This window comes from Trinickia sp. (assembly GCF_057351765.1).
In genome coordinates this window covers 50,412-74,132 of the sequence record NZ_JBMRBK010000051.1, presented here as the reverse complement: position 1 = coordinate 74,132, position 23,721 = coordinate 50,412, and the positions used below count along the sequence as shown (strand labels likewise).

Here is a 23,721-nt window from a genome sequence, read left to right as displayed (position 1 = left end):
TCTTCCAGCGGCAAAATTCGAGTCGCGCACGTTGTGCCGGGTAGGGTTCACCCGACAATCGCTTTACGGCAGCGGTAGGTGACACCTTTAGGGTCGGTAGCACTTTTTCTTGTTGTGCGACGCAGCAGCCTCTTTACAGGTAGCCATTCCCCAATATGCTCGTGCCTTACTGCGCGCGCCGCGGGCACAGGCCCGCCGCGCATGGCATCCTTGTCGACTCGTCTTGTCCTGCATTTGTCTGACGCATATCTCATGCGCACTCTGTTTCGCCGCCTGCTCGTCCTTTTTTGCGTGCTCCGCTACGGCACGCGGCTAGTGCTCGCCGCCGCGCCGCGCGACCACAAGCTGCGCTGGATCGTCACGCTCGCCGCCCGTGTGCACGAGCGGCCCAGCGGGCGAGCCGCACTGCATCGCGCCATGCCTCAGCTCGGGCCGCTCGTGAGCGCCTATGCGGCAGGCGTGGCCGCCCAACCCGGGCAGGCGTTACAGACCGTCCATGACATGCTCGATGCCGTGGGCCGCACGCAGACGGAACTGAGCACCCCCCTCACTGGGCAAGAAGCGCAAACCGCGTTGCGAGCGGCAATCGGCCGGCCGCTCGAGGAGGTGTTCGCCGCTTTCGATGCAACGCCGCTCGAGAGTGGGCTCGCCGTTCAGGTTCATGCCGCCCGCTTGCGGACAACCGATAGCGCGCGAGCAGAAGCGGATGTCGTCGTCAAGTTGTTGCGCGTGCGTCAGGTCCGGCAGATCGGGGACGACCTGGCCGTACTGCAATGGCTCGCGCGTTTCGCGGAACGCTTTTTCCCCGCGGCGCGCGAGTTGGGTCTGCGCACGCTGGCCGCGTCTTTTGCGGCGGACATCGCGCGCCGCTTCGATTTGCCCACGGAAGCGGCGAATCTTTCGCAGACGGGCCGTCATTTCAGCGACGATACGCGCGTGGCCGTTCCCAACGTCGTCTGGCCGCTCAGTAATGAGCGCGCGCTCGTGATCGAACGCATTGCCACCCTGCCTCTCCTCGATCTGGACGATTTGCGCCGGCATGGCGTGAATCTCGAACAGCTCGCCGAGAACACCGTCGCCATTGCAGTCGAACAAGCATTCGAGCGCGGCTTCTTCCATGCGGCACTTACCGCCGAGCGCGCGCGTGTCAGCATCGAACCGGCGACACGCGGGCGGCTCGTCCTCGCGGACTGCGCGATCATGTCGAGTCTGACGGAACCGGAGCGGGAGTTCTTCGTGCATGGCGCGACGGCGCTCTTCAAACGCGATTACGGCCGCGCTGCGGAGTTGCATCAGCATGCGGGACACATCGAGCCGCATGCACGGACAGAGCAGCTCGAAGGCGAATTGCGCACGCGCAGCGAAGCGCAATTCGCCTTGCCCGGCGGCAAACGGATGGCGGCGGGGTTGCTTCGCCATCTGCTCGAAGCGGTCGAACCGCTCGGCGGCGGCACGCCTTCGTCGCTGAAACTCGCAAGCGATTCTCTCGCGCGCGCCGAGACGCTCGCGCGCGCGCTCGCTCCCGCGCTCGACACCTGGAGCATCGCCGAACATGCCCTCGCCGCGCTCGCGCGCAAAGACTCCGATCATCGGGGATGGATCAAACGGCTTTCGCGCGAATTCCCGCACTTCGCGGCGATCGTGCCGCGACTGCCGCTCATGTTTGCGCACCGCCTCGAGCATATCCAGCAGCGAGGCGAAACAACGGCCTCGCCTGCGTGGCTCGAACGCATGCGGCGCGAGCAACAGCGCACGCGCCGTCTGCTGTGGGCGTGTGCGATGCTGGGAGTCGTGCTGGGCGCAGTGCTGACCTGGCTGCCGCATTGGCCCTGACGGCTCCCACGCACGGGTGCCGCTACGCTTTGCGACGCGCCTGAAGCGAGCGGATGCGCTCCATCGCGGGTTTGTCGGCTGTGGTCCTGTCGTAGAGTTTGCCGAGATCGGCCTTGAGCGCCGTCCGGGAACCGCCGTCGAGATAGACCATGTGACCCGACGGGTAAAACGTAGCCGACAAGTTCTCGCGGACCTTCTTGTCGAGCAGCGGCATGACCTGCAAATCGATGACGGTCTGATAGAACGGCGTAACGAAATCGTAGACGCCGTTGGCCGACAGTACCTTCAAGTCGACGTTCAATGCCATGACCGCCGCAAGGTCGCCGGCCGTATAGAGAATGACGTTGCCTTTGCCGTCGATGCCCTTTTGCGCGCCGGTCGGATCGGTATGCTTGAAATCCCAGTGCTTGAACGTCTGGTCGTTGAGATCGGTGAAGGCGGAAGTCGACGTGTACTTCAGCTGCTCGTTCAGATAGGTGTTCCACATCGTGGTGTAGACACCCGAGACGGCCGTCATGGTCGGATCGTTGCCGCCCGAGTTCGGATCGACCTGGCCGGCAATGCCGGTGTCGATGCCGGTGACGCGACCGTCGTATGCGCCCAATGCCTGGCCCTTGGCCTTGAGCAGCGACGTCAGAAACAGCGAATTACCGCGGCTGTCGTAGCCCGCGATATCGAGTCCCCATGCAATCAGCGTCGCCTTGTCGATGCCCGTGTACTGCGAGAGTTTCTCGACGACGGCATCGTCGGTCTGCGGGAATTTACGCAATGCCGCGAGATAATCGGTGCGCGCGAACTGGGCGACTTCCTCGAGAAAATCGACGAGCTTCGTCGGCGTCGGCGTCACGCCTAGTCGTTTGTGATACCAGGCATCGGCCGCTGCCGTCGGCAATGCGCCAACGGGGTTGCCGGCCTGCGCGTAATCGAGAATCGACGATTGCAAGGTAATGCCGTTCAGGTCGACGCCGTCTTCGTGCAGCAAATAAGCCAGCACGCAACTGCGCGCGGTGCCGTACGATTCGCCGAACAGATATTTCGGCGAATTCCATCGCTGGTTCTTCGTCAGATACCGCTTGATGAATTGCTTGATGGACCGCGCGTCCTGATCGACGCCCCAGAACTCCTTGTTCGTATGCGGAGCGACGGCTGCCGAATAACCGGTACCAACAGGATTGATGAAAACCAGATCGCTTTTGTCGAGCAGACTGTCGGCATTGTCCTCCAGTTGATAGGGCGCCGGCGGCGTGAAGTTCGGCATCGACGTCTTGATACGTTTGGGCGCAAACGATCCCAACAAGACGAAGACCGACGAGGAGCCCGGACCGCCGTTATAGAAGAACGTCACCGGGCGCGATTCCTCCGACTGGCCGTCTTCGGTGAAAGCCACGTAGAACATCTTGGCGTTCGGCCGCGACGTGCTCTCGTCGACGGTGACGAGGTGGCCCGCCGTCGCCGTGTAGGCGATCGAGCGAGCGCCGAGCATGATCGTGTGGTGGGTGACGGCAGCGGCTTCCGTGGTATCGGAGACGGAGTCGTCAGGGCCATTGCCGTAGGCGACGGAATCGAAAAACGGCTCGTCCTCGCCCGCTGAACCGCCGAGGTGCAACGGACGCCCCAGCGACGCTCGGCCGGACGAAGGCGTCTGGGCATTGTGGTGCGACGTTTGCGGACTTGCGGAACCGGTATCGGGGTTCATCGTGATCGCTCCATATCGAGTGAGCCGGCGCATCGCCTCGCGCGGCCGGCCGTGTTGGCCAACTGTTGTCTGTCCTTGCCTTCTGATCGACTCCACGCTTCTCGCACCGCGATGAAAAACCGTCCATTCATCGCAGCGAAACTTGATGAATCCCGCGCCGTCACGTGCCGCCGGTACCGCCCAACGCCGTCGCGATTTTTTGGCCGTCCGGGCTGCCGAGCCCCGTGCAGGCATCCCAGCCACGCGCGGCCGCGAACGTACCGTTGTTGCCCTGCGTGATGTCGTGAAACGCGTCCGGATGGCTATAGAGCTTCGGCTGAACCCAGCCGACCGGTGTTGCGCGGGACGCGTTGATGCGGGCAATGAGTCCCGCGAAGAGCGGCGCGACGGCGCTCGTGCCGCCCACCACCGCCGATTGACCAGCGACGAGCACGCGGTAGCCCGTGCTCGGCGAAGCGTCGCCGGCCACGTCGGGCACCCCGCGCCCGGTCAGGGAGCTCTGAGGCGAGCCGTCCGTGCGAACGACCTTCAGCCCGCTCTGCCACGTCGGCATCGGGAACCTGGCGCTGACGCCACCGCCCGTCGCGCCGCCCGCCGCTCCGTCGTTCCAGACGACTTCTTCCGCGATCGAAGCGCCGGTGCTGCCCGCGCCGCCTGCCACGAGGTGCGTTCCCCCGCAGGCCAGCGCGTATTGGCTGGACGCGGGGAAATCGACGACGTCCCCACTGCCCGCTTCGTCGCTCGATCCGCTGTCCCCCGAAGCCGCGCAAACGGTGACACCCAGCGCCGCGGCGTCCTTGAGCGTCTGATCGAATTGCGACAACGCCTGGGCCGTCCAGCTCGATTCGGGCGCCCCCCAGCTGATCGAGATGACGGAGGGTTTGTTTTTCGTATCGTGGATGGCCTGCTTGAGCGCGGCGACGAACCCGGCGTCGCTGTTGGGCGCGAAATACACGGCGACCTTCGCGCCGGGCGCGATCGCGCCGGCAATTTCGATATCGAGCGTCACCTCTCCATCGGGCCCGGAAGGATCGCCCGTGGGCGCGTTCGCGCCCGTGCCCACGGCCACGGAAATCACTTGCGGGTTCGGCCGCAGTCCCAATTCGTTGAAGTACTGCTCGAGATCGGACTTCTGGTAGCCGCCGCCCAGTTCGATGAGGCCGATACATTGACCGCGACCGTCGCTGCCGGACGGGAAATCGTAAATCTGCGCAAGTTGCAGCGGCGTGAAGCCCGTGGTATGCGGCGCTGCGCGGCGCGGCCCGATGGGGGGCACCGACATCCGGAAATGAGGGCGGGCCTGCGGACGATCGTCGAGACCGAGCACGGCCGTGACCACCCCGCTGAGTTCCCGCGGAATGCTCACGCTGCCGGTACGGCCGCGAAAGCCGCCCAGCTCCGGATGCTCGTAATGCGCGAGCTCCACACCGAACGCTTGCTGAAAGCGCTCGACGGTGCCCTCGAGCGTGACGGCAGCCGCCGCGGCGTCGCGCTTTGCCACGCGCAGGCCGTATTCTTTTGCGAACGCCTCGACCTTCGCGAGATCGTCGTCCGCCGCGCCGAACCGGGTGGCGAACGCTTCCCGCGTCAACGGCTCCTGCGTTTCGCCGCGCGCAATCTTTTGTACCGTCTGCTCCAGCGCGTGCTCGTCGCGCCGGCGCAATGTGACCACCACCTGCAGCGTCTGGCCCGGATCGCATGGACCCAGACGCGTGGAACCCTCAACCGGCTCGCGATGACTACCGACGAGCTGCTCTCTTGCTGTTGTCATGAATTGACGCTCCTCAGGAAGGATTACGTCGAAGCTCCGACCGAACCGCCCCGGCGCAGTTCCTCTCCGTTTCGGTAGGTAAGACGCCGGTGGCCTGCGTTCGTCGCCATCCGGCGCCCAATCGTCGGACGAGTGCTCAAAGTGTAGTGCATGCCGTGCGGATGAGGCATCGCATATGCTCGCGCCAGGCCGAACGGGAGAGGGAATCGGGCGGTGCGCCGCGCCGGGCGCGCTCCGAGCAAAGATCATGCGGGCGGCATATGATGCGAAGCACCCATTTACACGAGGAACCGGGACATGTCTCTTTCCATGTATCAAGCGTCCGTGCCTGTATTCGTCCGGGGGCTGACGAACCTGCGCGCCATCCTGACCAAGGCGCGCGCCCATGCCGAATCGAAGAAGATCGACCCTGCCGTTTTGCTGGCGAGCCGCCTTTATCCCGACATGCATCCGCTCACCCGCCAAATCCAGATTGCGTCGGATGCCGCGAAGTTCTGCATCGCGCGTTTGGCGGCTGTCGAGCCGCCGAGTTTTCCCGATTCGGAAACGACGTTCGAGGAACTCGACGAGCGCATCGCCAAGACGATCGCCTATCTGGAGGATTTCGACGCCGCCAAGCTCGAAGGCAGCGATGAACGCATCGTCAAGTTGAACATGCGCGACGGCGTGCTCGAGTTCCCGGGGTTGAACTACCTGCTGCACTTCGCGCTGCCGAATTTCTTCTTTCACGTCACGACGGCGTACGACATTTTGCGGCACAACGGCGTGGAGATCGGCAAGTTCGATTACCTCGGCAAGCCCGGCCGCGTCTGAAGACCGCCGAGACAGCAAGACCCCTTGGAGCGAGGGGTTAAAGCATATCGTCTAATTCCGATATATGATTCGCCTCATGGTGATCCGGCTCTATTGCCGGATCGCGATGGGGTGACCCGCTCGACATGAACATAGACATCGATGCCATTCACAAGGCGCTCGCCAATCCCGTGCGCCGCGAGATCCTGACCTGGCTCAAGGAACCGGAAGCGAATTTTCCGGACCAGGAGCTGTCGTTCGACCACGGCGTGTGCGCCGGACAGATCAACGTTCGTTGCGGCTTGTCGCAATCGAGCTGCTCGGCGCATCTCGCGACGCTACAAGGTGCGGGGCTCGTTACTGTGAAGCGCATTGGCCAGTGGTGCTTTTTCAAGCGCAACGAGCCAGTCATTCGAGCGTTTCTCGATGCGCTCGGCACGGATTTGTGAATCGGCGAAACCGAAGCCGATGCGTCGAGCCGCCCCCGACCTGCACGAAAGTATCCGACTCAACCAACTTGACAGGCACGCGGCCACAAGCCCCGCCAAAGAAGAGGACTCCAAGTCATGCCAACACTTTTCGATCCGCTCGTCGTCGGCGATCTGACACTGCCCAACCGCATCATCATGGCGCCGCTCACGCGTCAACGCGCGGGCGCCGCCCGCCTGCCGAACGCACTGATGGCTCAGTACTATGCAGAGCGCGCATCGGCCGGACTCATCCTCAGCGAAGCCACCTCCGTCACGCCGCAAGGTGTGGGCTATGCGGCCACGCCGGGCATCTGGTCCGACGAGCAGGTGGCCGGATGGAAACAGGTGACCGAAGCCGTGCACGAGGCCGGCGGGCGCATCTTCTTGCAGCTCTGGCATGTCGGGCGGGTCTCGCACCCCCTGTTCCTGAACGGCGAGTTGCCCGTCGCGCCGAGCGCGATCGCCCCCAATGGCCATGTCAGCCTCGTGCGGCCACAGCAACCCTATGTCACGCCGCGCGCGCTCGAGCTCGATGAAATCCGCGAAGTCGTTGCAGCGTTTCGCAAAGGCGCCGAAAACGCGAAAGCAGCGGGCTTCGACGGCGTCGAAGTCCATGGTGCGAACGGCTACTTGCTCGATCAGTTCCTGCAAGACGGCACGAACCACCGCACCGACGCTTACGGCGGCTCGCTCGAGAACCGCGCGCGTCTGCTGCTCGAAGTCGTCGACGAATGCATCGCCGTCTGGGGCGCCGGCCGCGTCGGCGTCCATCTCGCGCCGCGCGGTGACTCGCACTCGATGAGCGACGCGAACCCTGCCGCGACGTTCGGCAACGTTGCGGACGAGCTGGGCAAGCGCGGCATCGCGTTCATCTGCGCGCGCGAATCGCTCGGCGAGAACCGGATCGGCCCGATGCTGAAGGAGGCATTCGGCGGCGTGTACATTGCGAACGAGAAGTTCACGCAGGAATCGGCCCAGCACACGCTCGACGCGGGCGAAGCCGACGCCGTAGCCTGGGGACAGCTCTTCATCGCCAATCCGGATTTGCCCGAGCGCTTCAGGCTCGGCGCATCGCTGAACCAGCCGAACCCATCGACCTTCTACAGTGAAGGCTCTGCCGGCTACATCGACTACCCGTCGCTCGAAACGGCCTGATCGCGACGGTTGCCGCCGCGGTGTGTGGCGGGGTGCGGTCAGCCCCGCGACACACCGGGCGAACGCGTCGTTCGCCTCTCCAGCTCCCCCCCGCACCGACGCCTTGGCGCGCGCACCGCTTGCGATTGCCAAGCGGTTTGAGCATCATCGAGGTCTCGCCCTTTCGCCGCCCAATTCCAGTTAGCCGCCCCAACTGACGCAAAGGAATTGCCCATGACCTCCTCGACCCCAATCGTTTCGAAAGCCATCGTCACCGGCCACACGCGCGGCCTCGGCGCCGCGTTGTCCGAGACGCTGCTCGCACGCGGCTTTGTCGTCCTCGGCGTTTCGCGAACGCGCCATACGTCCCTCGCGGCACGTTTTCCCGATGCCGTCGAGGAAGCCGAAGTCGACCTGGCCGATACGGAAAACATCGAAGCATGGCTCGGCACGGGCGCGCTGCAACGCTTTTTGCGCGGCGCTGACCGGGTACTCCTCATCAACAACGCGGGCACGGCAGAACCGATCGGCCCGCTCGACGCTCCCCATGCACGGGAAGTCGGGCGCTCGGTCGTGCTGAACGTCGCAGCACCGCTGATGCTGTCATGCGCATTCGCCGAGGCAAGCAAAGACGCCTCGGACCGGCGCATCGTGCATGTTTCGAGCGGCGCGGCGCGCAATGCCTATGCGGGCTGGAGCATCTACTGCGCGACGAAAGCGGCGCTCGATCACCATGCGCGAGCCGTGGCGCTCGGCAACGAGCGCGCGCTGCGCATCGCCACGATCGCGCCCGGTGTCGTCGATACGGAGATGCAGGCCGCACTGCGCGAAACGGATCAGGCCGCGTTTCCCTCGCGCGACAAATTCGTGGAACTCGAGCGCTCGGGTAAGTTGACCCCGCCGCAGCAAGCTGCCGAAAAATTCGTTGATTATCTGCTGAGCAACGGATTCGGCGATGCGGCAACCGTCGATCTGCGCGATTTGCCGTCGTAGTGCATTCTTCGCTTTATATTTCCCTTTTGGACGCGAGCCGTGCGAGCGCGGCTCGCCGTTGTGCCCGCCAACAACGGAGTCTTTGTCCCATGAACCCATCCCGCCGCACGTTCGTGATCGCCTGCATCGGTGCAGCATCCTCGCTCGGCCTGCAAGGCCGCGTGCTTGCCGCCGGATCGGCGCCGAAGCTCGAAGAAAGCGATCCGCAAGCGAAGCAATACGCTTATATGCACGACGCCTCGAAAGTCGATGTCCGCCGCAACCCAAATTACAAGGTCGGCCAAACCTGCGCGAATTGTTCTCTGTTCAGCGGCGAATCGGGTCAGGAATGGGGAGGCTGCATGATTTTCGGCGACAAGCAGGTTGCCGCGAAAGGATGGTGCAACCAGTACACGAACACGTGATCGCTAAATGAGACAACAGGGCAATCCTCGACAACTCGCCACTTGGCTTCAGCAAGCCATCGCCCTGCAGCAAAACGGAGCGCTCTCCGACGCCGAAGAGATCTACCGCGAAATCCTCGCGCAGCGCCCTCGCCATTTCGATGCCCTCCAACTACTCGGCGCGCTCGCGCTGCAAACCGGCCGCATCGAGGAAGGCGCACAACTGCTGCAGCGGGCCATCGATATCGACGGCGCTCAAGCACCGCTTCATTCGAATCTCGCTTTTGCGCTCAACGCTTTGGGTCGGCCGCGCGAGGCGCTCGCCAGCGCGAGTCGCGCGCTGGCGCTCAAACCCGGCTTTCCCGATGCCCTGAATAATCGGGGTATGGCGCTCGCGGCACTCGATCGTCCGGACGAGGCGCTCGCGAGTTTCGACCAGGCGCTGGCCGCGAAACCGGACTTTGCGGCAGCCTGGAACAACCGCAGTTGCGCGCTGCGCGACCTGGGACTCGCCGCCGAGGCCCTCGCAAGCTGCGATGCAGCGCTCAAACTGCGACCGAACTACGCGCAAGCCTGGAGCAATCGCGGCAACGCGCTGAGCGATCTCAATCGCCCGCTCGAAGCGCAGGAAAGTTACGCGCGCGCGCTCGAACTCGCACCTGATTTTGTCGATGCCTGGAACAATCTCGGGCTGACGTTCGTCGATCTGAACCGGCATGCCGACGCGCTCGAAAGCTATGAGCGCGCACTCGCGCTCGCGCCGCAGGCCGTCGAGACACGCTGGAACCGTGCGCTGTGCCTGCTCCAACTCGGCCGACTCGACGACGGATGGGCCGAATACGAATGGCGCTGGCAACGCAAACGTATCGCGGCGGGATCGCGTGCGTTCGACGCGCCGCAGTGGCGCGGCGATGCGCCGCTCGATGGCAAAACCATCCTGCTTCACGCCGAACAAGGTCTCGGCGACACCTTGCAGTTTTGCCGCTACGCGTCGCTCGTCGCGCAACGCGGCGCACGTGTGATCCTCGAAGTGCAGCCGGAACTGATGCGGCTTTTGCGTGATCTCGATGGCGTGACCGAACTGATCGAGCACGGCGCGCCGCTGCCGCGTTTCGATTACCACTGCCCGCTGCTGAGTTTGCCGCTTGCACTGCATACGACGCTCGACACCATTCCAGCGACCGTCCCTTATCTGCACGCCGACCATGAAGACGCGGAGCGTTTTCGCATTCGGATCGACGAGGCAATGAATGGGGCGGATGCGGGCGCATTGAAAGTCGGACTGGTCTGGGCGGGCGGCGCTCGTGCTCATGTGCCGGAGCTGCGCAAGAACGATGCGCGTCGATCGCTCGCCTTCGAACAGCTTGCGCCGATTCTCGACGTGCCTCAAGTGCGGTTTTTCAGCTTGCAAAAGGGTGCCGCCGCCACGCAGCTTCGAGAAGCCCAGGCCGGACACGGAGCGCTGCATGCAGCGGCCCGACGCATCGTCGATTGGACCGACGATCTGCAAGATTTCGCCGATACGGCGGCGCTCGTGGCCAACCTCGATCTCGTCATCTCGGTGGATACATCGACCGCACATCTGGCAGGCGCGATGAACCGGCCCGTCTGGATTCTGAACCGCCTCGATACCTGTTGGCGATGGATGCTCGAGCGCGAGGACAGCCCGTGGTATCCGAGCGCACGGCTCTTTCGCCAGCCCTCGCTCGGCGATTGGACCACCGTGCTCGCAGCCGTGGCACGTACACTGCGCGAGCGCGCCACGGCTGCCCGGTGACAGGCGACGTCAGAGGATCAAAACGCGGCGGCTAAGCCGCCCATTGGACAAGACGGCGACCGAGTTCGCTGCTGGCCGTCGTCATCGGTGCGCGCAATTCATTGGCCAGCAGTCCGAGTCCTGCCAGCGCGGCCTTCACAGGCGCGGGATTGGGCTCGGAACCGAGCGCCTGCACGAGCGGCGCGAGCTCGTGGAAGATGCGGCGGGCTTCGATGAGCTCGCCGCGCTCGCACGCGCGATACATCGCAACGAAACGATCGGTCCGAACATGCGCCGCTGCCGAGATCGCACCGCTGCCACCCATGCAAAGCGTGCTGAAAATGGCATCGTCGTTACCGGCCAGCACGTTCAGGCGCCCATCGGCAATCAGCGCGCGCGTCGTCTCGACCGAGCCCGCGCAATCCTTGATGGCTGTGATGCGAGGATGGGCGGCTAGCGCCAGCACGGTATCGAGTTCGATGCGCACACCGGTGCGGTGCGGAATGTCGTAGAGAACCAGCGGCTTTTCGCTTCGATCCGCCAGCGAGGAGAAATGCTCGATGAGGGCCGCTTGCGACGGACGGATGTAATAAGGCGCCGAGATCAGTACGCCCGCCAGCGGCAGTTCGTTGAGCCGCCTCACCGCCTCATGCAGTTGCGCCGTCTGATTGCCCGCGACGCCGGCGACAACGGGTGTATCCCCCGCCGCCCGAAGGACCGTATCGAGTACGGCTTCGCGCTCGTCCTGGGCGAGTGACGCCGGCTCACCCGTGGTGCCAAGCGCAGCGAAGCCCGCCACACCTTGCCGGCGATACCGTTCGACGAGCGACGCGAGCACGCCATGATCGACCGCACCCGCTGAAAAAGGCGTAACGAGCGCGATCCAGATACCAGAGAAATTCGACATGTTTTCTTCACCTCGATGAACTGACCGAAGAGAATCCGTCGAACGGCGAAGGGGTGGCGTAAGAAGTGAGGCGGCTAGTCGCTGTCCCGTCGATCGCCCGACGGCAACAGCGCGCCGGTCAGACGAGCAGCTGTTTTTTGGCTTTGGAAACCGCGCACGCCACCGCGTTCGCCGGCGCAAGGCGCGCAGCGAAGTCGTCAAAAGCGGCAAGGAGGGGGCGGCGGTCGAAATCCATTCGACGCAGTGTACAGGGGACTGCGCCATCGAATCAATCGAAAGCTTGACTTCTTATCGCGGCAACGTAATATACGCAACGCGTATAAATCGATCGAGGAGCCCACGGCATGAGCGTTCCCCAGCAAGCCTTCCTGCGCGACGCCATGCGCCGCCTCAACATGACGCGCGACGCGTTCGCCAGCCGCATCGGCGTCAGTCGCCGCGCGCTCGACACCTGGCTCCTGCCCGACGATTCGCAGGAATCGCGCAGCATGCCCGAGATCGTCGAGCGCTTCGTCTCGGAAATCGTCGAGCGTCGGGAGCAGTCGCCCGAATATACGCAAAGTGTAGATTCCCAATCGATCGCCAGCCAGATGCTGTTCGAGGGCAAGCCGCAGCTCCTCTCGGTCGATCAATTCTCGCGCGATGCCGTGGAGGCACTGTTTCGCGTTGCCGACATCATGCAGCCCATCGCGCAGCGCAAGAAGATTTCGCGCGTGCTGGAGGGCGCCGTGCTCGGCAATCTGTTCTTCGAAGCCAGTACCCGCACGCGCGTTTCGTTCGGCGCGGCCTTTTGCCGGCTCGGGGGCACGGTGTGCGACACGACGGGTTTCACGTTCTCGTCGATGGCCAAGGGCGAATCGATCTACGATACGAGCCGCGTCATGAGCGGCTATGTCGATGCGCTCGTGGTGCGTCATCCGGAGCAAGGCTCCGTGGCCGAATTCGCGCGCGCGACCAACCTGCCCGTGATCAACGGCGGCGACGGTCCGGGCGAACATCCGAGCCAGGCCTTGCTCGATCTTTATACGATCCAGCGCGAGTTCTCCCGCCTCGGCAAGATCGTGGACGGGGCGCACATCGCGCTCGTCGGAGACCTCAAATATGGCCGCACCGTGCATTCGCTCGTCAAGCTGCTCGCGCTTTATCGCGGCATCAAATTCACGCTGATTTCACCGCCGACACTCGAACTGCCCTCGCATATCGTCGAGCAGATTTCACGCAACGGCCACGTCATCGAACAAACGCACGATCTGACCGCGGGGCTCGCAGGCGCCGATGTCGTCTACGCGACGCGTATTCAGAAGGAGCGCTTCAAGGACGAGTCGTTCGAAGGCTATACGCCCGACTTTCAGATCAACAAGGCCCTCGTGGATGCCGTCTGCGGGCGGGATACATTGATCATGCATCCGCTGCCGCGCGACAGTCGGCCGGGCGCGAACGATCTCGCGACGGACCTCAATCATGATTCGCGGCTGGCGATCTTCCGCCAGACCGACAACGGCATTCCCGTACGCATGGCGATTTTTGCGGTGCTGCTCGGGGTGGAGAATCAGGTGCGTCATTCGATGCGCGACGCCGCGTGGCGCCCGCCGGCCTATCTCGGCCCGGACGATGCGATCTTTCATGGCATCGATTGAGACGCCACGGATGCGCGAGGCAACTTGGCCTCTGTCCGTTAATTCCGGAGCAACCCGCAAAAGGGGCCTCGCCTCGGCCCTGCGGCCTGAGAGATCGCATTCAACGCGTCCGGTCGATCCGCCACTCGAAGCATGAGAACGATATTGCGCCTCATGTACTTCGCGAGTCGATGCCGATCGCGCTCCGGTAAGCGCTCGAGAACCGGCAACGCATGTTGCAGCGCCTCGCCGCTATTGAGGTGAACCCAGTCGTCCCCGGTGCGGTATGTTTCCGCAAGCGCGTTCGTCACCAATTGGGAGGCAAGTGTCGCGAAACGGGGATGGTCGTGCAGCGCGACTACGTGCTCACATAGCAATGCGAACCGGGCTCGCACGGGTTCGATTGCCTCTGTCAGGTCTGTGTCCGGAAGCTTATATTCGGCAACCGCTCGACCGACGATTTCCGCTCGCAGCGCCTTCGGCAACTCAGTGACACGGCCAAGCGCCGGCGATGCGGCGTCGAGCACTGTGCCCTGGGGGTTCGCAAACGCCTGAATCTCGTTTTCGGCGGCGGCTTTGATCGCTGCGACGCGCTCTCTTATGTGCGGTAGAAGTCCGAGCGTCGCGCGACTCGTCATGGCCAACCTCGCCTGCGCGCCGAGATTCAAGTGATCCACGACGGCAACGGCCACCTCATAGGGCGACCGGCTCTCCGGCCGCGCCGCAGCGCGCGACGACAACGGCGACAGCACCGCCGATCTCGACGCCGCGAAGCGGCTGCCGCGCTGCCCTGGCGTATCGGCCGAACGTTGCCCGGTGGGCGACGAAATATCGTCGCCGGCAATACCGGAGCGGCATCTCGATAGAGAGAGTCCCATGCTGAGTTCCGACGGTGTTCCATCGCGTTCAAAGATCCAATACATTGAACGGTCCGGACGACCTGCGCGCAAAGCGCGGCGAAAACGATCGCCTGCGCGCGAACGCCTGCGGCGCTCGCGCGCGGCATAGGCGCGCTCCGGACCACGCGCGTCGCAAACGACGCTGCCCTTCGCCGGCAGGCTGACCGACGCATAGCCGCTCAGCAATTTTTCGAGCACTTGCTATAACAGTGGAAATCAGTCGCGCGCCGCACTTACGCCCTTCGCTATCGGGCATTGGCTTTGCTGCACACCCGCTGGCCGACACCGTGCGGGCGCGATACGCGCACACCTCTTACACGCGCGTTTCAGCCTGCTTACCGGAGCCCATTGACTGCTATGTCGAAGCCCACCGCTGCTCCACCATCGTCCACCATGACGGATCCATCCGCCACGGCGGCGACGCATGCGGCGCTCCCCAATACGGCGCGCCGCCGCTTTCTACAAACAGCCGCCGCCGCGGCAGCGGCTGGTGCCGCGCCGCGACTGCACGCGGAGGATGCCGTCATGGCGCAACCCCCTACTCCCGCATCGGACACGACACCGCAACGCAGCGCGCTCACACAGCCCGTCAAATTGACGATCAACGGCCACCCCTATCTGCTGCAACTCGAACCGCGCGTCACACTGCTCGATGCACTGCGCGAATATGTGGGACTCACCGGCACGAAAAAGGGCTGCGACCGCGGACAGTGCGGCGCCTGCACGGTACTGGCCGGCGGCAGGCGTATCAATGCGTGTCTGGCGCTTGCCGTCATGCACGACGGCGAAGCGATCACGACAGTCGAGGGGCTTGCATCGGGCGAGACGTTGAGCCCGCTCCAACAAGCGTTCATCGAACACGACGCGTTTCAGTGCGGATATTGCACGCCGGGTCAACTGTGCTCGGCAACGGCGTTGCTCGATGAATTCAAAGCGGGCAATGCGAGCGCGGCAACGCGCGACGTCCGCACGCGCCCCGCGGAACTCACCGCGCCGGAAATTCGCGAACGCATGAGCGGCAATATTTGTCGCTGCGGCGCCTATCCGAACATCGTGGCGGCAATCGCCGCTGTGCACACCGGCCGACGCACCGGTTGAGTGCGTCTGCGAGGGAGATTCGATGGAAGCCATTTCCTACGAACGGGCATCCGACGTTGCAACCGCGCTGCGCGCAATCCGCGAACCCGGCGCGGTATTCATCGGCGGCGGCACCAATCTCGTCGACCTCATGAAGGGCGGCGTGCAAAGGCCCCTGAAGCTTGTCGATATCACCCACATCGGCGCCGGGCTCGACACCATCGGCACGCTGCCCGATGGCGGCCTGCGCATCGGCGCGCTGGTGCGCAATAGCGATGCGGCCAATCACGCGCTCGTGCGCGAGGGCTATCCGCTGTTGACTGAAGCGTTGTTGGCCGGCGCTTCGGCGCAGTTGCGCAATATGGCCACAGTCGGCGGCAATCTAATGCAGCGAACGCGTTGTCCCTACTTCTACGACACCGCGTTTCCCTCATGCAACAAGCGTCTGCCGGGCAGTGGCTGCAGCGCGATCGATGGCCGTAACCGGGGTCACGCGATTCTTGGCGCGAGCCCACAATGCATCGCCGTCAATCCGTCGGACATGAGCGTGGCGCTGGCCGCGCTCGATGCCACCGTGCGCGTCGCGGGGCAAGACGGGGAGCGCTTGATACCGATCTCCGAATTTCATCGGCTGCCGGGGGACCGGCCCGACATCGACACGACGCTGCGCCCGGACGAGCTGATCACCGCGGTCGAACTGCCACCGCCCGCATTCACGCAACATGCGTACTACCTGAAGGTGCGCGACCGCGCCAGTTACGCATTCGCGCTCGTCTCGGTGGCCGCCGGCTTACGACTCGATGGCAAGACGGTATCCACCGCGCACATCGCGCTGGGCGGCGTGGCGCACAAGCCTTGGCGTGCGACGATCGCCGAACGGATGCTGACGGGCCGGCCATTGTCCGATGCGACGTTGCGCGAAGCGGCGGCGGCCGAGTTACGCGCAGCCCATCCGCAGCGCGAGAACCGCTTCAAGGTCGCACTTGCCGAACGCTCGATCGTGCGCGCGGTCGAGCTCGCAGCGCGCGGCGGCGACACCGCCCGCACGGGAGCCACGACATGAACATCATCGGTCAACCGCTCGATCGCACCGACGGCGTGCTCAAGGTCACGGGCCAAGCTCAGTACGCCGCGGAATTTCCGGCCGGCCGGCTCGCGCACGCGGTGCTCGTCACGAGCACGGTCGCGTGCGGCTCGGTCGCATCGATCGATTCGAGCTACGCCCGTACCCTGCCCGGCGTCCTCCACGTGATGACATCGCAAAACGCGCCGCGTCTACCCGGCAACGGACAGCCGAAGGTTTCGCCGCCTGCGCTGCGGCGACTTTCGTTGTTGCAGGACAACGAAGTCCACTATGACAACGAGCCCATCGCCGTAGTCGTTGCCGATACGCTCGAACATGCCGTGCATGCGGCAGATCAACTACGCGTCACGTACCGGACATCGCCTGCCTCGCTCGACTTCACGCAGGGCAAATCGACGGGACACCCGCCCGCCTCGATGATCGGCGGCCCGGCGGACACGCAAATCGGCGATTTCGACGCCGGGCTCAAGGCCGGCAGGGTGCATGTCGACGCCGTCTATACGACGCCGATGGAGCATCACAATCCAATGGAACCGCATGCCGTGCTGGCCTCGTGGGATGGGCCGCGACTCACGCTCTACGACACGACGCAAGGCGTCGCCAATGCGCAGCATGCCGTCGCCACGACGCTCGGCATACCGCCCGATCAGGTGCACATCATTTCGCCGTTCGTCGGCGGCGGTTTCGGTTGCAAGGGCTCGGTCTGGTCGCACGTGGTGCTCTGCGCGATGGCGGCACGCGAGGTGGGGCGCCCCGTGCGTCTCGCGCTCACGCGCCCTCAGATGTTCGGGCCCGTAGGCGGCAGGCCGCGCACCGAGCAGCACATCGTTGCGGCGGCGCGCGCCGACGGCACGCTGACCGCGCTGCGCCACGATACGTTCGCGAATACCTCGAAGATCGAGGATTGGACCGAGACCAGCGGCGTCGTGACACGCATGCTCTACAACGTGCCGAATCTCGCCACGACGCACCGCCTCGTGCCGCTGAACGTCGGCACGCCGACCTTCATGCGCGCGCCTGGCGAGGCAACCGGTTCGTTCGCGCTCGAGTGTGCGATGGACGAGCTCGCCTATGCGCTCGACATGGACCCCATCGAGCTGCGACTCAAGAACTATGCGGAAGTCTCCGCGCACGAGCACAAGCCCTGGTCCAGCAAGCAGTTGCGCGAATGCTACCGGCTCGGGGCCGAGCGCTTCGCTTGGGCTCGACGGCCCCGCAGGCCTCGCACGATGCACGCGGGCGATACGCTGATCGGCATGGGCATGGCGACGGCGACGTATCCGGCGCGACGCAGCGAAGCCTCGGCCACGGCGCAAATCCTGCCGGACGGTACCGCGAACGTCGTATCCGGCACGCAGGACATCGGCACCGGTACCTATACGGTCATGACCCAGGTGGCGGCGGACGCACTCGGCTTTCCGGTTGACCGCGTGCGTTTCGGCCTCGGCGATTCGACGCTGCCGCGCGCACCCGTGTCGGGCGGCTCGCAATCGGTCGCGAGCGTCGCACCGGCCGTGCACGAAGCCGCAAGTGCGGCACGCGCGCGATTGATCGAGCTCGCGCGCGCAGACCGCGATTCGCCGCTTTACGGCGTTGCGGCGGAGGAACTGACGGTCGTCGACGGCTGGGTGGTCAATCGCGCGCGGCCCACGCAGCGCGACCCCGCCGCCGCACTGATTGCTCGCGCCGGATCGCGGCCGATCGAAGCCACCGCGACGGCCCGCAGCGGCGATGAGCGCGAGCACTTCGCTTTCGATTCGTTCGGCGCCGTATTCGTCGAAGCGCATGTCGATGCATCGCTCGGCACCATTCGCGTGCCCAGAGTCGTCGCCGTGTACGACGTAGGCCGGCTGCTCAACGCTAAAACCGGCCGCTCGCAACTGATCGGCGGCATCGTCTGGGGCATCGGCGCCGCGCTCAAAGAAGAGAGCGTGCTCGATGCGCGTTATGGCCGTTTCGTCAACGCCAACCTCGCCGAGTATCACGTGCCGGTCAATGCCGATATCGGCACGATCGATGTGACGGTGCTCGATGTGCCCGATACGCGGTTCAATGCGCTCGGCGCACGCGGCATCGGCGAGATCGGCATCACCGGTGTCGCAGCGGCCGTCGCCAACGCCGTCTATAACGCGACGGGCGTGCGAGTACGCGACTTGCCGATCACGCTGGACAAAGTCCTCGCACCGGTGACGGCCTGAGTCCGACCGCGGCCCGGGCTCGGCGCGTTCGAGTTCGCGGCCGCACGAGTCGCTCGAGCGGGCGTCGCCAGACCGCGGCCTCGCGCTTGCCACGGTCGGTTGTCCCGGGTTTTGCCTCTGCCGCCCCTGCTACCACGGTTGCCGCGAGGTCTGCAGCCGCGCACAATCCAAGGTCACTTTGCCACCGGACCTGCCGATGACCTATGCCTCACTTGCCACCGGATTGCTGCTTGCGGCCGGGCGCGGCACGCGCTTCGATCCGCTGGGCCAGCAAAACAAGCTCCTCGCGCCGCTCGCCGATGGCACACCTGTCGCGCGCGCGGCCGCGCACACGCTGCTGACGGTATTGCCGCGCGTCATCGCTGTCGTGAGGCCCGGTGCGGAAGCGCTCGCGCATCTGCTCAACGAGGCCGGCTGCGAAGTCGTCTTTGCGATCGACGCCGAGCGCGGCATGGGCGCGAGCCTGGCCGCGGGCGTGCACGCGAGTGCCGATGCGGACGGATGGGTCGTCGCTTTGGCCGATATGCCCTGGATCTTGCCGGCGACCGTCGAGGCCGTGGCTCGCAAGCTCGGCGCAGGTGCGCCGATCGTCGCGCCGGTCTACGAGGGGCGCCGCGGACACCCGGTCGGGTTCGGCGCGGTCCACGGCAAAGCACTTGCCGCGCTCGACGGCGACACCGGCGCCCGCGCTTTGCTTGCATCGCCAGGGCTGACGACGATGGCGGTGGATGATCCCGGGGTGCTTGCCGATATCGATACCCCCGAGGACTTGCGCCGCCGATGACGCGCAAGGGCAAGCATCGCTTCGACGCTTGCTCAGCCGACCATTTTCACGACGACCTTGCCGAATGCGCCGCGTTCGAGATGTTGGAGCGCCTCGGGCAACTTATCGAACGAATAGACGGTATCGACGACGGGTTCGATCTTCGTCGCGTCGACCGCCCGCACGAGGGCTTCGAGCGCGCGCCGATGACCGACACCGATGCCTTGAATGACAGGCCGCGTCAGAAACGAAGGTACGCTCGGCAGCGTCATGCTGAGTTCGCCGAGCACGCCGATCAGCGAAATCCGTCCGCCTTGCCGTAGCGCGCGCAGCGACGCGCCGAGGTTGTCCCCTCCCGCGAGCTCGAAGACATGATCGGCTCCGCGCCCGCCGGTCAGCTCGCGTACGAGTTCGTCCCAACGGGGATGCTCCAACCGGTCGATGGCGTGCGTCGCGCCGAGCGCGAGGGCGCGCGCCAGTTTGTCGCGGCTGCTCGAGGTCACGATGACCTCGGCGCCGTGCGCTCGCGCGAGTTGCAGTCCGAACAGCGCGACACCGCCCGTCCCCTGCACCACCACCGTCTGGCCGGCGTGCAATGCGCCTTTTTCGACGAGCGCGAACCACGCCGTCAGGCCGGCGCACGGGAGCGTACTTGCCCGGACCGCATCGAGCGAGCGCGGCGCGTGCACCGCCCAATCTTCGTGTAGTACGACGTACTCCGCCAAGACGCCCGGCAGTTTGCCGCCGATGACACGCGCGTGCTCGGGCCAATCTCCATCGATCCAGCCCGCCCAGAACGTTCCGATCACCTCGTCGCCCTCGCGAAAACGCGTGACGTTCTCGCCGGCCGCGACGACCACGCCAGCCATATCGGAACCGGGCGTAAGCGGAAACGGCATCGAAGGCGCGCCATCTTCGCCCGCGATTACGCCAAGGTCGCGATAGTTGAGCGATACGGCACTCACTCGGACCAGAATTTCGTTCGCGGCCGGCGTAGGGACCGGACTTTCTTCGATGTTTAGGTGTTGCACACCCGGTTGCGCGACCACCCATTTCTGCATCGTGCGACTCATACCGACTCCTCGTTACGTTGATGGAATGCGACCAGCTTAGCGGCGAATAGCAGGAACTAGTGGTGGCATTTTTTCCGCTTGTTGTAGACTTTATGTAACCAATAGGACATGTAACGAGGCTCACCATGACCGATCGTTTGGCGGGCATCACCCCATTCGTGCATGCCGTCGAGGCAGGCAGCTTCGCGCTCGCCGCCGAGCGGCTGAATCTGACGCGCTCAGCGGTCGGCAAGAGCATCGCGCGGCTCGAGGAACGGCTCGGCACGCGGCTCTTTCAGCGCACCACACGCTCGCAGAGCCTCACTGAAGATGGCGCGGCGTTTTACTCGCACTGCGCGCGTGCGCTTGCCGAACTCGAAGCCGGCGAAACTTCGCTCGCGGCTGCTCGGCACGAACCGCAGGGGCGCCTGCACGTAGGCGTGCCGGTGTTGTTCGGGCGACGATGTGTCGCCCCGCTGCTGCTCGAGATGGCAGCGCGCTATCCGCGCCTGGAACTGCAAATAAGCTTTACCGATCGCATCGTCGATCTCGTCGACGAAGGTGTCGATCTCGTCGTGCGCAGCGGACGGCTTTCCGATGCGCCGGCCGACCTCGTCGCGCGCAAGCTGGGCGAGCAGACCATGGTGCTCGTTGCCGCCCCCGAATACCTGGCGCGGCATGGTACGCCGCGATGCGTCGCCGATCTGGCGCATCACCATGCAGTCGTCTATGCGAGCGGGCGCCGTGAAGCGCCGTGGCCTCTTTCCGACCAGGGCGGGACGATGCGTGAGATCACGATGAAGCAACGGCTGCGCTTCGACGATCTGGAGACCATCGCCGAGGCCGCGAAGGCGGCCGCCGGCATTGCGCGGCTGCCGTGCTGGTTGATCGCGGACGCATTGCGTTCCGGCGAACTCGTCAAACTGCTGACCGATACGCCCGGACCGCGCGTCGAAATGCATCTTGGGTGGCGCCGCACCCGCCACCTGCCCACGCGCATGCGCGTCGCCATCGATCTGCTGATGATGCGCGTGCCGCCGATGTTGACGATCGGAACCGAAGCGGAGCGAGACCGGGACCGGGACCGGGGCCGCATCGTCTCGAAGGCCGGTCGGCGTAGCGAGGCGCGCCAAGCCGGCAATGTGGGACGCAGGCTTCGCGCGAATAGCCTATAAAAGAGGAGGCGACGCCGCCGTTCATGCCTTCGGTTTTTCGTTCGACTTCCTCCTTTCTCGGGACCGCCCATGAGCTACTGGATGCACACCACACCGAATCCCGATCCGCTCGCCGATCCGACGCGCGACCCGGAGGGCGAACCGCTGGTTCCGCCACCCCCCGGCCATCACAACGACGAACCACAACGCCCGGAAGGTCCGCCCGACAAAGATCCGGTCTGAGGCATTGCCGTTCCCATTCTCTCGGAACGCGACGAGGGCGCGAACATGAATGAGTGTCGAGACACTCTCGCGCGCCCCTATCCGTCATACCTATTGCGCTTTTCGCATCAGGGTTTCCCCGTCTGAATTGCACCAAAAAAGTGCCGATAAGACGGTCAGGCACGGCGTGCGCGGCCCAGGCACGTCACCGTGAACGACTCGACTGACCGGTGGGAGCACAATGCGCAAGATGTCTTTGAATCAGAAGCTCGGCTCGATGGTGGCCGTGCTGTGGGTTGGACTGATCCTGATCGCCATCGCGGGGGTATGGCGCTACCACGAATCGCTGCTGCAGGACCGACGCGACCAGCTAAAATCGCTCGTCCAGCAAGGCGAGAGTGTCGCCAAGCATTACTACGCGTTGTCGCAGCAACACGTGATGACGGAAGAGGAGGCCAAGAAGCAAACGCTGGAGACGCTGAAAGTCATGCGCTACGGCGAGGACGGCTACTTCTCGATCAACGACTCGAAGTCCGTGATGCTGATGCATCCGATCAAGCCGCAACTGATCGGCAAGGACTTGTCGAACTTCACCGACCCGGCCGGCAATCACCTGTTCCTCGATATCGTGAAAGTCGGAAGCCAGGAAGGCGGCGGCTTTACGAACTATCTCTGGTCGAAGCCGGGCAGCGAAGAGCCCGTGCCGAAAACGTCGTATTCGCTGCGCTTCGCGCCGTGGGACATGTTCATCGTGACGGGGATGTACATGGACGACGTCAACGCCGCCTTCAAAGGCGCCATCATCCGATGGGCGCTGATCACGGGCGTGCTCGGCGCGCTGGCAACCATCGCCATGGTGGTCGTCTTGCGCAGCGTGCGCCGCGAACTCGGCGGCGAGCTCGAAATCGCGATCGCTACGGCACGGCGCATGGCGCAAGGCGATCTGACGGTTCGCGTGCCCGTCAGCGGCAACGACGACGAAAGCCTCATGGCCGCACTCGCGCAAATGCAGAAGGGTCTGGCCGATGCCGTCTCGCGCGTGCGTAGCGGCGCAGAGAACATCAATGTCGGCGCTAGCGAGATCGCGGCGGGCAACACCGATCTGTCGCAGCGCACCGAACAACAGGCCGCCGCACTCGTCCAGACCGCGTCGAGCATGGACCACATGACGGCCAACGTGAAACATAACGCGGATAGCGCGGCGCAGGCCGCGAACCTTGCGGAGCAGGCCGCCGATGTCGCGACGCGCGGCAGCAGCGTCGTCGACGATGTCGTCCGGACGATGAGCGAAATCACCTCGAGCTCGCAAAAGATCGGCGACATCATCGGCGTCATCGACGGCATTGCGTTCCAGACCAACATCCTCGCCCTCAATGCGGCGGTCGAAGCCGCGCGAGCGGGCGAGCAAGGCCGCGGCTTCGCCGTCGTCGCCTCGGAAGTACGCAGTCTCGCGCAGCGCTCGGCAACGGCCGCGAAAGAGATCAAGGCGCTCATCGAATCGTCGACGAATACGGTCGATCAAGGCGCGGCGCTCGTCGCGAATGCCGGCTCGACCATGAGCGAGATCGTGCAGTCCGTGCGGCGCGTCAACGAAATTCTCGAGGAAATCAGCCACGCGTCGCGCGAGCAGAGCGCGGGCATCGAGCAGGTCAATCGCGCGGTGGGCGAAATGGATAAGGTGACCCAGCAAAACGCGGCGCTCGTCGAAGAGGCAGCCGCTGCCGCGCAGTCGCTGAGGGATCAGGCCGCGGTGTTGCGCGAAGCCATCTCCGGATTTGCGCTGCCGGCCTGAGGCAACACTCGCTTCTTGCCTGGCTGGTTTTAGCTGTGGCCGCCGCATTCGCGGCGGCCTTTTCATTGGCAGGCTCGGCTCCTTCGTTCCCCGTTTCCCTTCCCGTTCCCGTTCTCGCTAGGCGTCATC

The 23,721-nt window shown here is 64.7% G+C and carries 20 protein-coding genes; 15 read left to right on the top strand and 5 right to left on the bottom strand.

From position 1 onward, the window contains the following. Window positions 1-252 precede the first annotated feature (252 nt). On the top strand, window positions 253-1,833 hold the full coding sequence (locus ACO1XS_RS13940; protein ID WP_486390940.1) for an ABC1 kinase family protein: 1,581 nt from the start codon (window positions 253-255) through the stop codon (window positions 1,831-1,833). A 22-nt stretch (window positions 1,834-1,855) separates the two neighbouring features. On the opposite strand, the gene ACO1XS_RS13935 is transcribed toward ACO1XS_RS13940, so the two are convergent. After that, on the bottom strand, window positions 1,856-3,529 hold the full coding sequence (locus tag ACO1XS_RS13935; protein ID WP_331574120.1) for a S10 family peptidase: 1,674 nt from the start codon (window positions 3,527-3,529) through the stop codon (window positions 1,856-1,858). 160 nt (window positions 3,530-3,689) lie between these two features. Then, on the bottom strand, window positions 3,690-5,300 hold the full coding sequence (locus tag ACO1XS_RS13930; protein WP_486390939.1) for a S53 family peptidase: 1,611 nt from the start codon (window positions 5,298-5,300) through the stop codon (window positions 3,690-3,692). Window positions 5,301-5,597: 297 nt separating this feature from the next. Here ACO1XS_RS13930 and ACO1XS_RS13925 point away from each other — a divergent pair, with 297 nt between their 5' ends. From ACO1XS_RS13925 to ACO1XS_RS13900, 6 genes are all read left to right on the top strand, one after another. After that, entirely contained in the window at window positions 5,598-6,113 is a 516-nt protein-coding gene (locus ACO1XS_RS13925) for a DUF1993 domain-containing protein (protein WP_331570729.1), read from the top strand. A gap of 125 nt (window positions 6,114-6,238) precedes the next feature. Then, window positions 6,239-6,541 carry an ArsR/SmtB family transcription factor gene (locus ACO1XS_RS13920; protein ID WP_331570731.1) on the top strand — a complete coding sequence of 101 codons (303 nt, stop codon included), beginning with the start codon at window positions 6,239-6,241 and terminating at the stop codon, window positions 6,539-6,541. Window positions 6,542-6,658: 117 nt separating this feature from the next. Next, window positions 6,659-7,717: an alkene reductase gene (locus tag ACO1XS_RS13915; protein ID WP_486390938.1), complete on the top strand. Its 1,059-nt coding sequence runs from the start codon at window positions 6,659-6,661 to the stop codon at window positions 7,715-7,717. 213 nt (window positions 7,718-7,930) lie between these two features. Next, window positions 7,931-8,689, top strand: coding sequence for an SDR family oxidoreductase (locus ACO1XS_RS13910; RefSeq protein WP_486390937.1), 759 nt, complete (start codon window positions 7,931-7,933; stop codon window positions 8,687-8,689). An 89-nt stretch (window positions 8,690-8,778) separates the two neighbouring features. Further along, window positions 8,779-9,093, top strand: a complete 315-nt coding sequence (locus tag ACO1XS_RS13905; RefSeq protein ID WP_486390936.1) for a high-potential iron-sulfur protein — start codon at window positions 8,779-8,781, stop codon at window positions 9,091-9,093. 7 nt (window positions 9,094-9,100) lie between these two features. Further along, complete coding sequence (locus tag ACO1XS_RS13900; protein WP_486390935.1) at window positions 9,101-10,849, top strand: tetratricopeptide repeat protein; 1,749 nt, start codon at window positions 9,101-9,103, stop codon at window positions 10,847-10,849. A 31-nt stretch (window positions 10,850-10,880) separates the two neighbouring features. On the opposite strand, the gene dapA is transcribed toward ACO1XS_RS13900, so the two are convergent. Then, window positions 10,881-11,735 carry a 4-hydroxy-tetrahydrodipicolinate synthase gene (dapA, locus tag ACO1XS_RS13895; RefSeq protein ID WP_486390934.1) on the bottom strand — a complete coding sequence of 285 codons (855 nt, stop codon included), beginning with the start codon at window positions 11,733-11,735 and terminating at the stop codon, window positions 10,881-10,883. Between the two features lie 344 nt (window positions 11,736-12,079). Here dapA and ACO1XS_RS13890 point away from each other — a divergent pair, with 344 nt between their 5' ends. Further along, window positions 12,080-13,372, top strand: a complete 1,293-nt coding sequence (locus tag ACO1XS_RS13890) for an aspartate carbamoyltransferase (protein WP_440560975.1) — start codon at window positions 12,080-12,082, stop codon at window positions 13,370-13,372. Between the two features lie 38 nt (window positions 13,373-13,410). Here ACO1XS_RS13890 and ACO1XS_RS13885 read toward each other — a convergent pair whose 3' ends face one another. After that, the gene (locus tag ACO1XS_RS13885) at window positions 13,411-14,229 is read right to left on the bottom strand and encodes a hypothetical protein (protein WP_486390933.1); all 819 of its coding nucleotides are present in this window, start codon (window positions 14,227-14,229) and stop codon (window positions 13,411-13,413) included. 414 nt (window positions 14,230-14,643) lie between these two features. On the opposite strand from ACO1XS_RS13885, the gene ACO1XS_RS13880 reads away from it, so the two are divergent. The 4 genes from ACO1XS_RS13880 (at window position 14,644) to ACO1XS_RS13865 (ending at window position 19,393) form a co-directional block, all read left to right on the top strand. After that, window positions 14,644-15,348 (top strand): 2Fe-2S iron-sulfur cluster-binding protein, encoded by a 705-nt coding sequence (locus ACO1XS_RS13880; protein ID WP_486390932.1) that lies wholly within the window; start codon window positions 14,644-14,646, stop codon window positions 15,346-15,348. A 22-nt stretch (window positions 15,349-15,370) separates the two neighbouring features. Beyond that, window positions 15,371-16,390 (top strand): FAD binding domain-containing protein, encoded by a 1,020-nt coding sequence (locus ACO1XS_RS13875; RefSeq protein WP_486390931.1) that lies wholly within the window; start codon window positions 15,371-15,373, stop codon window positions 16,388-16,390. Further along, window positions 16,387-18,609 (top strand): xanthine dehydrogenase family protein molybdopterin-binding subunit, encoded by a 2,223-nt coding sequence (locus ACO1XS_RS13870; protein ID WP_486390930.1) that lies wholly within the window; start codon window positions 16,387-16,389, stop codon window positions 18,607-18,609. Before ACO1XS_RS13875 ends, ACO1XS_RS13870 begins: the two co-directional genes overlap by 4 nt. A gap of 196 nt (window positions 18,610-18,805) precedes the next feature. Further along, on the top strand, window positions 18,806-19,393 hold the full coding sequence (locus ACO1XS_RS13865; RefSeq protein ID WP_486390929.1) for a nucleotidyltransferase family protein: 588 nt from the start codon (window positions 18,806-18,808) through the stop codon (window positions 19,391-19,393). A 32-nt stretch (window positions 19,394-19,425) separates the two neighbouring features. Here ACO1XS_RS13865 and ACO1XS_RS13860 read toward each other — a convergent pair whose 3' ends face one another. Further along, window positions 19,426-20,445: a zinc-dependent alcohol dehydrogenase family protein gene (locus ACO1XS_RS13860; RefSeq protein WP_486390928.1), complete on the bottom strand. Its 1,020-nt coding sequence runs from the start codon at window positions 20,443-20,445 to the stop codon at window positions 19,426-19,428. A 125-nt stretch (window positions 20,446-20,570) separates the two neighbouring features. Here ACO1XS_RS13860 and ACO1XS_RS13855 point away from each other — a divergent pair, with 125 nt between their 5' ends. From ACO1XS_RS13855 to ACO1XS_RS13845, 3 genes are all read left to right on the top strand, one after another. Further along, the gene (locus ACO1XS_RS13855) at window positions 20,571-21,599 is read left to right on the top strand and encodes a LysR family transcriptional regulator (protein WP_486390927.1); all 1,029 of its coding nucleotides are present in this window, start codon (window positions 20,571-20,573) and stop codon (window positions 21,597-21,599) included. Between the two features lie 69 nt (window positions 21,600-21,668). Continuing rightward, window positions 21,669-21,821 carry a hypothetical protein gene (locus ACO1XS_RS13850; RefSeq protein ID WP_173255593.1) on the top strand — a complete coding sequence of 51 codons (153 nt, stop codon included), beginning with the start codon at window positions 21,669-21,671 and terminating at the stop codon, window positions 21,819-21,821. A gap of 229 nt (window positions 21,822-22,050) precedes the next feature. Next, the gene (locus ACO1XS_RS13845; RefSeq protein WP_486391002.1) at window positions 22,051-23,592 is read left to right on the top strand and encodes a methyl-accepting chemotaxis protein; all 1,542 of its coding nucleotides are present in this window, start codon (window positions 22,051-22,053) and stop codon (window positions 23,590-23,592) included. The last annotated feature ends 129 nt before the right edge of the window (window positions 23,593-23,721 follow it).

What these genes read in the sequence shown, in the direction of transcription:
- ACO1XS_RS13940 (WP_486390940.1), top strand. Translation starts at nt 253, where the DNA reads ATGCGCACTCTGTTTCGCCGCCTGCTCGTCCTTTTTTGCGTGCTCCGC.
- ACO1XS_RS13935 (WP_331574120.1), bottom strand. Translation starts at nt 3,529, where the DNA reads ATGAACCCCGATACCGGTTCCGCAAGTCCGCAAACGTCGCACCACAAT.
- ACO1XS_RS13930 (WP_486390939.1), bottom strand. Translation starts at nt 5,300, where the DNA reads ATGACAACAGCAAGAGAGCAGCTCGTCGGTAGTCATCGCGAGCCGGTT.
- ACO1XS_RS13925 (WP_331570729.1), top strand. Translation starts at nt 5,598, where the DNA reads ATGTCTCTTTCCATGTATCAAGCGTCCGTGCCTGTATTCGTCCGGGGG.
- ACO1XS_RS13920 (WP_331570731.1), top strand. Translation starts at nt 6,239, where the DNA reads ATGAACATAGACATCGATGCCATTCACAAGGCGCTCGCCAATCCCGTG.
- ACO1XS_RS13915 (WP_486390938.1), top strand. Translation starts at nt 6,659, where the DNA reads ATGCCAACACTTTTCGATCCGCTCGTCGTCGGCGATCTGACACTGCCC.
- ACO1XS_RS13910 (WP_486390937.1), top strand. Translation starts at nt 7,931, where the DNA reads ATGACCTCCTCGACCCCAATCGTTTCGAAAGCCATCGTCACCGGCCAC.
- ACO1XS_RS13905 (WP_486390936.1), top strand. Translation starts at nt 8,779, where the DNA reads ATGAACCCATCCCGCCGCACGTTCGTGATCGCCTGCATCGGTGCAGCA.
- ACO1XS_RS13900 (WP_486390935.1), top strand. Translation starts at nt 9,101, where the DNA reads ATGAGACAACAGGGCAATCCTCGACAACTCGCCACTTGGCTTCAGCAA.
- dapA (WP_486390934.1), bottom strand. Translation starts at nt 11,735, where the DNA reads ATGTCGAATTTCTCTGGTATCTGGATCGCGCTCGTTACGCCTTTTTCA.
- ACO1XS_RS13890 (WP_440560975.1), top strand. Translation starts at nt 12,080, where the DNA reads ATGAGCGTTCCCCAGCAAGCCTTCCTGCGCGACGCCATGCGCCGCCTC.
- ACO1XS_RS13885 (WP_486390933.1), bottom strand. Translation starts at nt 14,229, where the DNA reads ATGGGACTCTCTCTATCGAGATGCCGCTCCGGTATTGCCGGCGACGAT.
- ACO1XS_RS13880 (WP_486390932.1), top strand. Translation starts at nt 14,644, where the DNA reads ATGACGGATCCATCCGCCACGGCGGCGACGCATGCGGCGCTCCCCAAT.
- ACO1XS_RS13875 (WP_486390931.1), top strand. Translation starts at nt 15,371, where the DNA reads ATGGAAGCCATTTCCTACGAACGGGCATCCGACGTTGCAACCGCGCTG.
- ACO1XS_RS13870 (WP_486390930.1), top strand. Translation starts at nt 16,387, where the DNA reads ATGAACATCATCGGTCAACCGCTCGATCGCACCGACGGCGTGCTCAAG.
- ACO1XS_RS13865 (WP_486390929.1), top strand. Translation starts at nt 18,806, where the DNA reads ATGACCTATGCCTCACTTGCCACCGGATTGCTGCTTGCGGCCGGGCGC.
- ACO1XS_RS13860 (WP_486390928.1), bottom strand. Translation starts at nt 20,445, where the DNA reads ATGAGTCGCACGATGCAGAAATGGGTGGTCGCGCAACCGGGTGTGCAA.
- ACO1XS_RS13855 (WP_486390927.1), top strand. Translation starts at nt 20,571, where the DNA reads ATGACCGATCGTTTGGCGGGCATCACCCCATTCGTGCATGCCGTCGAG.
- ACO1XS_RS13850 (WP_173255593.1), top strand. Translation starts at nt 21,669, where the DNA reads ATGAGCTACTGGATGCACACCACACCGAATCCCGATCCGCTCGCCGAT.
- ACO1XS_RS13845 (WP_486391002.1), top strand. Translation starts at nt 22,051, where the DNA reads ATGTCTTTGAATCAGAAGCTCGGCTCGATGGTGGCCGTGCTGTGGGTT.